Below are 10,424 nucleotides of genomic sequence, written 5' to 3'. Positions count from 1 at the left end.
TGCGTTCATATGGTCCGCATCCCGTTCATCAGGAATTTGTTAAATCGCTGGATGGTATACTGGAAAATGTTATTGTAGTTGATTACCCATTGGTTTAAGTAACCAATACGAGGCTGCCGGCATAGATCGGCAGCCTCGTTGCGCTAAAGGGCAGTTTAGTTCAGAATTATGATTGTTCTTTGCAACAAAATCCCAGATTTATACGTTTTTATCTTGGGAGGTTACTTAATGAAGAAAATTATAATAATCGCGGTTCTTGGCTTAGTTGCATGTAGTCAGACTTCACAAAATGATGAACAAAATACTGTGAATCGCTCAATTCCCAAGGATCAAGCAGTCATAACAACAACCGTTCCTACTCCTGAAAAAGAACCTTTCACAGCAAGTATATCTGTCCCTAATCACTTAAAATCAAATGATAAATTCGTTGTTGAGGCTACTCTAAAGAACTTATCTGATAATGATTTGTCCATTCAACATGCGTCAGGTGTCTTTTATTTCTCTATTAAAGACAGTAACGGCAAGGGCGTTAATACATTTTTAATGCCTGAGGTAGGAAAAATTCGTACTTTTCAAGGAAAAGGGACTATTACTGAAATTCATGATTGGTGAATGGGCAGTATAGCTTCATAATTAGAGGTCAATAATTTCAAAGGGACGCTCGCAAACAGGCTGTAACGTTGGGTTCTTCAGTTCTTTTAGCGACCAACAAACTTGGACATCGCTCGCTTCTCCAATGCGTCCCAATGGGGAGTCCCAACATTTATTTGGTTTTTTAACTTTTTGAACGAATCGAACAAAGCAGCAATTTCACTGAAAGAACCATCCACCAATTTCATAAACGGCAATTTGTGAATGATTTTTAGACCATAGTAAAAGACCCGTCTATGCTTTCGAATAAGGTTGACTTGACTGGCAGGCGTAATCGTGTAATTCAACTTCTCCAATAGTTGAAACCCATCGTCCATCACGTCTATTGCTTGCTTTAAAAGTTTCTTATCCTTCGATGCTTTATTTAAATCGCCGTCGTAAAGAAAACTAACCGAGTTCAAGGCAACTATCATGACGATATGGCTTTTAAGCCAGGCATCGATATCCGCATGATAAGCTAATTTATACTTAACTTTCTTAAACGCGTTCTCTAAGATAGGCTTTATTGGGATTTCGCCGTCTAAGCTGCCTAATACCATTTGCCCACCTCCCCGGATGCAGATAATACGGCCGCTCTCCTCTCTGAGTCCAGCGCTAATCTGAAAGCCGAAGATGACATTTTTCTTCACTTTACTCTTTTCCTGAAGTACATTCTGCATCCCCAGGGCATCTGCATTATTACCCACGAGAACGATATTGGAAGACTGATTCTCAGCTAGTATAGATAGAACGGATGGGAAATCATTGTATTTCATAACGACAAAAATAAGATCATAGAGATCATCGGATGCAAGCTCATGAATGACTTTTACTTCATCGACCGTGTTGCGAAGCTGAAAGTAATGGCGAATGACAAGCCCGTTAGTCTTCAACTGCTCTGCTCTCTTGCCTCTCGCCAGTACGGTAACCTCATTCCCGCCACGCACTAATACATGAGCAAGATAGCTGCCTAGAACGCCTGCGCCGTAAACCAATATTCTCATCTTCTGATCTCCTTTATTCCATATACGTTGTTTTTTGATCATTCTTTGAATAAAATCAGAATAGCAGTCCCTCCAACAAGCATCAATCACTAGATACATCAGTTTTGTTGGTTTTTCAACAGACTAAACTGAATTGTTTAATAAAGGAGAGCACTCTGTGGACAGAAGAATTAAAAAAAACCAAACCGCCATCAAGAAGGCATTCATACATCTGATAGCCGAGAAAGAATTTGAGAAAATAACGATCAACGAAATCGCGGAACGTGCCGATGTCAATCGAGGCACCGTTTATTCGCATTATTGGGACAAATACGATTTATTGGACAAGTGCATAGAGGATCAACTGATTCATTTGATGGAAAGCTGCTATTCCGCAAATGCGACTGGACCTTTTCCGACGAAAATACCTTTACTCCGTACGATTAAAGAAATCGAAAAAAATGCTCTATTGTATAAGACTTTGTTAAGCATTAAAGACGTTCCTTCTTTCCGAGTTCATCTGAGCAGAATGATCAATAATCGGATCATGGAACAAATGGAAGAAAACAAATTAAGTCTTGATGATCTGGGCAAATCGATATTCGCGCAATTCATGAGTTCGGCGATCGTCGGAGTGATCGAATGGTGGTTTTCCCAATCCAAGCCATGTTCTGCGGAAGAATTGACGGAACGTTTGTGGTCCCTTCTTGAGATGAATCGTATGATCCTCGTAGAAGAGAAAGGGAGCCCGATCGCGGAAGAACAGAATGAAGCACGTCGATCTGCTCAATGGGGAATTTCTTAGGGGATTCAACTAACGGATACGATAGTTCAAATTAAGGGAGCAGATTGCCGCGGACCGGCAGCTGTTCTTTTTTATTGACGGGCAGGTTAACAGAACTTCCAGTGTATGGTAAGGTATTAATTATCGATAGGTATAATTGTTTTGTTATTGGGACTCGCAGAAACAATAATTCATGTGAATAGTCAATTGCAAATAGGAGGATTGTAGTATTGGTAATTCGAAAAATTGTCTATTTAGTTATACTTATCGTTTCAATGATTTTTGTTACTTCCTCGATAATATGGGACGGTATGCAAATAAATAATTATGATCAACTTTATCATGTAAATTTGGGCTTCCCAATAACATTCATTACCCAAGATCAAAGTGCATGGGAACCACCATTACCTTTTCGAGCTACCTATAAAATAACAAAAACATTAAGTGAGTTTCATGCATTGAGGTATTTCTGCGCTGTTCTAACAGTTGTCTTTTTTCTGATTATTATATTTGAGTTTTGGCGTAGGAAAATAATGTATTAAGCCTATACTAAGAACCCCTTTAAAATATATAGCTTTGACTCGCGGCCTGAACTGTGGGTCTCTTTTTTTTATTCACCTAATTAACAGTTGAATTCCGGTGAACCGTATTATGGAATGATGGTAAAACGGCCCTTCAATGCGTCTGCGTCAATTTAACAAAGCATCTCAAAGAAAAAGACCATCCGTATGGGATAGTCTTAAAAGATAACGTATTCGATACAGCTTTTTTGGGGTGATTACTACAATCCAAGTAGTTAGATCAAGTTTTTCGTTGACTGATACATCTTTTCGGTATACACGTCGATATCGTCTCGAGACATGCGCAAGCGGGCTACAGAAGTACCATACCCGATTTCTTTGCTGTCTCCAGCCAATTCGTTGAAAATGGCATCTGCGAAGGCATCCAACGGTTCTCCTTGTGGATGCAATCCTGCACCCCCTAAATCCGTGACTACCGCTGGAGGAGCAACTTCAATAACTTCGACAGACGTCTGGGATAACTGGTGTCTTAAGCTTACGGTGTATGAATGAAGAGCCGCCTTGGTCGCCGAATACATTGGCGCAATCGCAAACGGTGTAAAAGCCAGTCCGGATGTGACGTTAATGATTGTCGCCGAATCTTTGGTGGAAAAATAAGGTGCGAACAGCATGGTCAAGTGGAAGGGGGCTTCAAGATTGGTCGAGATTTCTTTCTTGAAATAACCCCAATTGTCTCTGGCATCCGACTGAAGCACATTAAAACGCTGTTGAATGCCCGCATTATTGACCAGCACATTCACTTCCGGATAGTTCGCCGTTACCCAGTCAAATAGTGCTAGACGATCAGAAACCTCTTCCAAATTACATACTCGAGTAATAAGACCGGGAACCTTGTCTTTCGCATCTTGAAGGACATTTTCACGCCGGCCGCAAACTATCACAGTATTCCCGTTTTTGACAAATCGATCAGCCAAAGCGAGTCCTATACCAGTGCCACCACCTGTAATCAATAGTGTATTTCCAGAAAGCTTCATGGTCATTCCTCCTCAATCTGTTTAATATAGCGTTCAATTTTTTCATCGATTGCCGGCAAGTATTCGGTCAAAAATGCAATCTCATCCAGTATTCTTTGTTTGTGTTCCTTCATCATTTCAAGGCGATGTTTAAGGGTGGTATCTCCTTCTACAATCCATTCCATATACTGTCTTATGTTTTTTATGGGCATATGCGTGTTTTTAAAGCAGACGACAGCTTGAAGAAGCCCTATTTGACGTTCTGAAAATAAGCGTCTGCCTGCATTATCACGCTCGATTAGCGGCAGCAGTCCTTTCTTTTCATAATAACGTAATGCTGATTCTGGAATATTGAGTTTGGCTGACACTTCGCCGATGGAATTATACTTCATTTGGAGGCCTCCGATCCTGCATTTCAATGTCGACATGAATAGGATACGACTTAAACCATGGTTTAAGTCAAGTCTTCAAATGAAAATACTTGATGGTGGTTGGACCACATTTGACATGAGCTGATTGAGCTATCGGGAAACGTTACTTCAACACAGATATCACGAGACCGCCAAGGGATATCGCGCGGCCTTATTAATCTAACGGGAGTTTAACTGAGGAAAGAATAGCCTTTCGTAATAGTGAATTGTTCTAGAAAAAAACGGTAAATTGAGGGGTGGAACTCTATGGATATGGACCGATATTTTCTTGAGATTGCATTAGAAGAAGCAGAGATAGCTTTTAGTGAAGGAACGGTACCAATATGAGCTGTACTGGTTGACCATGAGGGTAAAATATTAAGTAAAGGGAGAAATAGAATCTTTACTTCTAATGACCCCACTTGTCACCGAAATTGATGTCATCAGGCAAGCTGGAAGCAAGTTGTTAGACCCTGCATAAAAGCAAAAATGTACAATTTATTCCACAGTTGAACCTTGTCCAATGTGCTCAGGTACATTGATTTTAGCCGATATTTCTAGAGCTGTATGGGCATTAAGTGACGATTACTTAGGAGCTATGAGAATTATGAAACAAGGCAATCACTTCAGGCATAAATTTGATAAAATCTCTGTTATGGAAATGCCTTACAAAGACTTAGCAATTCGTTCTCAAGAACTTCATCGAAAATGGGATGAACGTGTGGAATAAAATACATAGTTAGTGATATTGTGTGAAAGTACGTTCAACTAAAGAAGGAACGTTTGTTCAATACTCAGCTATAGGAGGCTGCCGAATCGATCGGCAGCCTTTCGCTCACCGATTGGGCAGGTTAGTGGAATAAGATGGTCCTTTTAGTCCATCCTTTTTTTGTAATTAAAGGATAGTATTTAATGATAAAGACAAATAGGAGAGTGAGGGAAGGAAGAATTATAACTGCGTATCCTATATATTAAGCTCTCTTATAACAAAATCATGAGAAAATAAGGTGTGATATGTAAGATGAAATATAACTATCGAGTTGAGTTTCTTAAAATTGGCGGAGACAAAAGACTTGTATTTAGGCTGCCAGATGAGCTTAGAGTAGTTGAGATGTTTATGAATTCAGATATTCAAAGTGAGTATATGAGTAAAAAGTTTAAGGATTATTGTACCCAGGTTCAGAATGGAAAATTGAAGGAAAAAGCTTTTTCTGGCAACATCTTCTCAACCACTATTAAACCCGACTATGTACAAATAATTGACAAGTATTCTGAAAAGAACAACGTTATTTCTATTGAAACATCTGAATTAATATTGTTAATTGAGGCATTTGTTAATGAAAGGAAGAAACATACTATCTGATTTTGTAAATTATGAATTTACTCCTAGCCCCCAACTGTAGCGATACAGCATCGGGGCTTTTCTGAACTAACAGTGAACTTTTCTTTGCAACAAAATCCCAGATTTTTACGTTTATATCTTGGGAGGTTGCTTAAATGAAGAAAATTATAATTGTCGCGTTTCTTGGCTTAGTTGCATGTAGCCAGACTTCACAAATGATGAACAAAATACTGTAAATCGCTCAACTCCCAAGGATCAAGCAGTCATAACAACAACCGTTCCTATTCCTGAAAAAGAATTTTTTAGAGCAAGTATATCTGTCCCTAATCAAGTAAAATCAAATGATGAATTCGTTGTTGAGGCAACTCTAAAGAACTTATCTGATAATGATTTATCCATTCAACATGCGTCAGGTGTCTTTTATTTCTCTATTAAAGATAGTAACGGCAAGGGCGTAAATACATGTTTAATGCCTGAGGTAGGAATGTCTCCCAACATTATCTAAGACAATAAAGTTTTGAAGTAGACAATAAAGTCTTGAAGTAACAAATTAAGTTTTGAAATTAAATAGGAGGGCGTTCACTTAAATGGGTGAACGCTTTTTTTCTTTGGGAGACAAAATAGGACCAAAATCAAACGGTAAAGAAAAAAAGATAAGGGATAGTGGCGTTTTCCGCATTCTGAATACCAAACACCCCGTATAACTGCGGGTGCGATAGAGTAAATGTCGGCTCACGAGCCGCGAATCCCCGCAATACAGTGCTATGATTCGATCTTTATGGATGACTTATGGATGCGTTTTATTCGTTTGGTGTCGTTTGTACACCGAGGGAGTGCATTGTTTATATTTTTTAAATGTATTTGTAAAATGGCTTAGGTTATCGAAACCCGATTGTAGTGCGGCATCAATTACCGTACAACAGTCGTCCGATCGAAGCAGGGTAGCGGCTTTGTCGACGCGGTACATGTTCAGGTACTCCATTGGAGTGGCTCCCGTAAAGTCTTTGAAAAAACGGCAAAAGTGGGACCGGCTGAGAGATATTAATGACGAGAGTTCATCGATATAGATGTCCTGGGAGTAGTGTTCTTCGATATATAGTAATACTTTCTTTATTTGGATTTGCTTTTTTTGAAACAAGGTCGGCGAGTTCGGCGTTTTACGATGCAACATTTTGTTCTGGAGTAGAATTGAAAAAAATAAATACAAACACCCTTTGAGCGATAACAGGTAACCAGGCCATTTCGTATCATAAGCCTCGACCATTTGGAGAATCAACGACTTCAGTTGATCCTCTCTTTGTGTTGGATTCTCGAGCCGCACAGGCATTTGGAATTGATGATCTTGAAGAGGCTCAATGAACGATTCCTGACATGCGTCAGAAGACCGGCTGTACAAGAAGGACAGGTGAAATACAATGGCCATATATCCGCATCCTTCCTGGGAGAAGCTAAACCCGGAATGAAGTTGGCCGGGACCCACGAGAAGGCTTTCTCCTTCTCTGACATTGAAAGAGATGTCGTCAATTTTAAATACGGCGCTGCCTCTTGTAACGTGAATGATTTCAAATTCCTCATGCCAGTGGCATGGTAAGATCGGTTGATTTCCCGATTTATAATCTACCCGATAAACGCTGAACGGAAAAGATGAATCTCCATGCACCGCTTTCTCACGCATACGAAGCTCGAGCATAGCGCCTCCCGATTATAGCAAATTATTGATATTACGAAGCAATATTTTGTGAGATTAATCAAAATTGAGTCAATATAATATTAATATATCTACTACTAGAAAGGAAGAGGATCAGAAAAATGAATGTACTTTCCTATGAGATTCAATCAAACGGACTGCTGCTGAGGACATCCAAAGGAAGGGTTAAATTAACTCCCTATTCAGCCACAAGCTTACGAGTTCAGTATACGCAAGAGGAGCAGTTCAGCAGCAAACCGAGCTTGATGATTCAAGCGCTGCCTGATCCGAACGTTCAATTCGAAGTGATGGAACAGGAGGAGCAGCTAATCTTGTCGACTTCCAGGCTCCGTTTGGAGATTGACAAGGCGACGACCGCGTTCACTTATAAGGAGAGCAATGGAAAAGTTTTAGCAATGGAGCCTCGACGCGGAGGGAAAACGCTGGTTCCCATTGAAGTCCTGAAGTCGGTTTTCGACGGAGCGGCTTCGCTGCAAACGACGCAAAGCGCGGACGGAGTTAGGGTGCGGACGGATCAGATAGAACGCGTCGTAGACCGTAAGGCGTACCACACCAAACTCGAGTTCGACTGGATGGAAGACGAAGCCCTTTATGGACTTGGCTCGCATGAAGAAGGAATCATGAATCTGCGTGGGAGCCATCAATACCTTTATCAACAGAATATGAAGGCTGTTGTTCCGATGTTAGTCTCTACTCGCGGTTATGGGATTTTGATGGACAGCTATTCCCTAATGACCTTTCATGACGATGGGTTCGGCTCTTATCTGTGGACAGATGTAGACGATGAAATGGATTTCTATTTCCTTTACGGTCCGGAATGGGATCAGCTTGTAAGCGAATATCGGCATTTGACCGGTAAAGCTCCGATGCTGCCGAAGTGGGCGTTTGGGTATGTGCAATCGAAGGAACGTTACAAAACCCAGCAGGAATTGATCGAGACTGTGGAAGAATACAGGAAACGCCGAATTCCCCTGGACTTGATCGTCCTTGATTGGTGCTCCTGGACCGGCGAGCAATGGGGACAAAAATCGTTGGATCCCGAGCGTTTCCCGGATCCTGCAGTCATGATGGATCGAATTCACGAGCTCAATGCGAAGCTTATGGTCTCGATTTGGCCGATTATGAGCAACGAAGGTCCTAATCATGCGGAGATGAAGTCAAAGGAGCTGCTCTTGGGCAATCAGGCTACGTACGACGCTTTTAACGTGGCAGCTCGCGAGCTGTATTGGAAGCAAGCGAACGAAGGATTGTTCACTTACGGTATTGATGCCTGGTGGTGCGATTGCACAGAGCCGTTTGAAGCAGACTGGACTGGAGAAGTGAAGCCAGAACCGGAAGAAAGGATGCACATCAATACAAACGAAGCCAAGAAGTATTTGGATCCCGAATATATTAATGCCTATTCTCTCATGCATTCAAAAGGAATATACGAAGGTCAACGCGGCGTAACAGAAAGCAAACGGGTCGTGAACCTTACTCGTTCCTCCTACGCAGGTCAACAAAGATATGGAACCATTACATGGTCAGGAGATACGGCGGCTAACTGGGACACGCTGCGAAAACAAATTCCGGCAGGTCTTCACTTCAGTGTGACAGGGTGTCCTTACTGGACAACCGATATCGGCGGCTTCTTCGTCGCAGAGAAAGAGCAGTGGTTTTGGAAGGGGGAGTATGATGCAGGCTGCGAAGATTTGGGGTATCGCGAGCTTTATGTGCGATGGTTTCAGTATGGCGCATTTCTGCCCATGTTCCGATCACATGGAACGGATACGCCTAGAGAAGTCTGGCGGTTCGGCGAACCGGGCTCGGTCTGGTACGATACACTCGTTCAATTTATCCGCTTGCGTTACCGCTTGCTTCCCTACATTTATTCTGTGTCAAGCTGGGTTACACTTTTCGATTATACGATGGTGAGGGCGCTGCCGTTTGATTTTAGACATGACCCCCGTACCTTCGATATTGATGATCAATTTCTGTTTGGACCCAATTTTCTTGTCAATCCGGTCCTTCAGCCGATGTATTGGAGCGCCGGCTCCAGACCCTTGGAGGTTTCGGAAAAGTCGCGGTTCGTTTATTTGCCTGAGGGATGCGATTGGTACGATTTCTGGACGGGACGGCGGTATACGGGAGGACAAACCATTCGAGCCAGGGCCTCTCTCGATACGATGCCGTTGTTCGTTCGTGCCGGAGCCATCGTACCTTTGGGGCCGGAAGTTCAGTACACGGAAGAAGGGACGGATAGCCCAATCGAGCTAAGGATTTACCGTGGGCAGAATGCCAGCTTTACCTATTATGAAGATGCAGGAGACGGTTACGAATACGAAAAAGGTGCTTTCGCCACCATTTCGATCCACTGGGAGGAACAGTCCCGGAAGTTGATATTCGGTAAGCGTGCCGGCGTCTATCCGGGAATGAAGAAGCTTATTCATTTCGCCGTCGTCATGGTAGACGAAGGGAAGGGCTGCGGGTTGTTGGAAGACGGGGAGTCGGCAGTCATCGTCAAATACGACGGAAGCGAACAAGAAGTATCGATGTAAGTGGATTCGTGAAAATGAAAATGTGGGATAAACTAAAGGCATACAACCTTATTGGTTGTATGCCTTTAGTTATCAATAAAAAAACCCTTGAGTCAACTCAACTTTCACAAGTGCTGTACCCCTAATGCATGTTGTCTGAATTCGGTAGGCTTTAAACCTGTAACCTGCATAATAGCCGGCGGCTTGGTCAACGGGCTTCGTTCAAGGGCTGCGCGCTAGAGGCGGTGTCGACTTGGAATGGAAGGACGGCAGTCTGACGAAGGCCGTAATTGCCTCTACTGCCAGTGGACCATGCTGTATCCGAAGCGCGATCAGTTGTTCGATTACAGTGGAAGGGAAACCGGTCGAATCCGAGAGGCCGGCCGGCCTTCTCCGCTTTCATGCGGATGCCGGCGTCGTCTACACCGTGCTTCCGGATTGAAACGATTGCTTGCGTCAACGCCAATGCCCAAGCAGGGAAGAGTGAAATAAAACCGCTTGTCGCTGCAGTTTAATC

Annotated in this window: 10 protein-coding genes and 1 pseudogene; 7 read left to right on the top strand and 4 right to left on the bottom strand. The window is 42.5% G+C overall.

The genetic code is table 11. The annotated features are described in order from the left end of the window. Window positions 1-228 precede the first annotated feature (228 nt). Window positions 229-612, top strand: coding sequence for a hypothetical protein (locus tag ASG89_RS01360; protein WP_057308500.1), 384 nt, complete (start codon window positions 229-231; stop codon window positions 610-612). Window positions 613-698: 86 nt separating this feature from the next. Here the strand turns inward: ASG89_RS01360 and ASG89_RS01355 are convergent, their stop codons facing one another. Then, window positions 699-1,634, bottom strand: a complete 936-nt coding sequence (locus ASG89_RS01355; protein ID WP_057308607.1) for a ketopantoate reductase family protein — start codon at window positions 1,632-1,634, stop codon at window positions 699-701. A 157-nt stretch (window positions 1,635-1,791) separates the two neighbouring features. On the opposite strand from ASG89_RS01355, the gene ASG89_RS01350 reads away from it, so the two are divergent. Then, window positions 1,792-2,418, top strand: coding sequence for a TetR/AcrR family transcriptional regulator (locus tag ASG89_RS01350; protein ID WP_057308499.1), 627 nt, complete (start codon window positions 1,792-1,794; stop codon window positions 2,416-2,418). A gap of 775 nt (window positions 2,419-3,193) precedes the next feature. On the opposite strand, the gene ASG89_RS01340 is transcribed toward ASG89_RS01350, so the two are convergent. Then, a complete protein-coding gene (locus tag ASG89_RS01340) occupies window positions 3,194-3,952 on the bottom strand; it encodes an SDR family oxidoreductase (protein ID WP_057308497.1) in 759 nt (252 codons plus the stop codon). Window positions 3,953-3,954: 2 nt separating this feature from the next. Beyond that, window positions 3,955-4,323: a MerR family transcriptional regulator gene (locus tag ASG89_RS01335; protein ID WP_082592550.1), complete on the bottom strand. Its 369-nt coding sequence runs from the start codon at window positions 4,321-4,323 to the stop codon at window positions 3,955-3,957. Window positions 4,324-4,837: 514 nt separating this feature from the next. Between ASG89_RS01335 and ASG89_RS38515 the strand changes: the two are divergent. The 3 genes and pseudogenes from ASG89_RS38515 to ASG89_RS01330 form a co-directional block, all read left to right on the top strand. Beyond that, window positions 4,838-4,930: pseudogene (locus tag ASG89_RS38515) on the top strand (nucleoside deaminase); the annotation flags it as partial. 18 nt (window positions 4,931-4,948) lie between these two features. Continuing rightward, the gene (locus ASG89_RS38510; RefSeq protein WP_414813230.1) at window positions 4,949-5,071 is read left to right on the top strand and encodes a hypothetical protein; all 123 of its coding nucleotides are present in this window, start codon (window positions 4,949-4,951) and stop codon (window positions 5,069-5,071) included. A 291-nt stretch (window positions 5,072-5,362) separates the two neighbouring features. Beyond that, window positions 5,363-5,704, top strand: a complete 342-nt coding sequence (locus tag ASG89_RS01330; RefSeq protein ID WP_057308496.1) for a hypothetical protein — start codon at window positions 5,363-5,365, stop codon at window positions 5,702-5,704. Between the two features lie 766 nt (window positions 5,705-6,470). Here ASG89_RS01330 and ASG89_RS01325 read toward each other — a convergent pair. Then, entirely contained in the window at window positions 6,471-7,373 is a 903-nt protein-coding gene (locus ASG89_RS01325; protein ID WP_057308495.1) for an AraC family transcriptional regulator, read from the bottom strand. Between the two features lie 119 nt (window positions 7,374-7,492). Here ASG89_RS01325 and ASG89_RS01320 point away from each other — a divergent pair, with 119 nt between their 5' ends. Together ASG89_RS01320 and ASG89_RS37330 are read left to right on the top strand one after the other, a co-directional pair. Beyond that, the gene (locus tag ASG89_RS01320; protein ID WP_057308494.1) at window positions 7,493-9,928 is read left to right on the top strand and encodes a TIM-barrel domain-containing protein; all 2,436 of its coding nucleotides are present in this window, start codon (window positions 7,493-7,495) and stop codon (window positions 9,926-9,928) included. Between the two features lie 232 nt (window positions 9,929-10,160). Then, window positions 10,161-10,349 (top strand): glycoside hydrolase family 95-like protein, encoded by a 189-nt coding sequence (locus ASG89_RS37330; RefSeq protein ID WP_057308493.1) that lies wholly within the window; start codon window positions 10,161-10,163, stop codon window positions 10,347-10,349. The last annotated feature ends 75 nt before the right edge of the window (window positions 10,350-10,424 follow it).

It is taken from the genome of Paenibacillus sp. Soil766, assembly GCF_001428105.1.
In the GTDB taxonomy this organism is placed as follows: domain Bacteria; phylum Bacillota; class Bacilli; order Paenibacillales; family NBRC-103111; genus Paenibacillus_E.
Note: the sequence above shows the minus strand (reverse complement) of the source record. Positions and strands in the feature narration are given on the sequence as shown.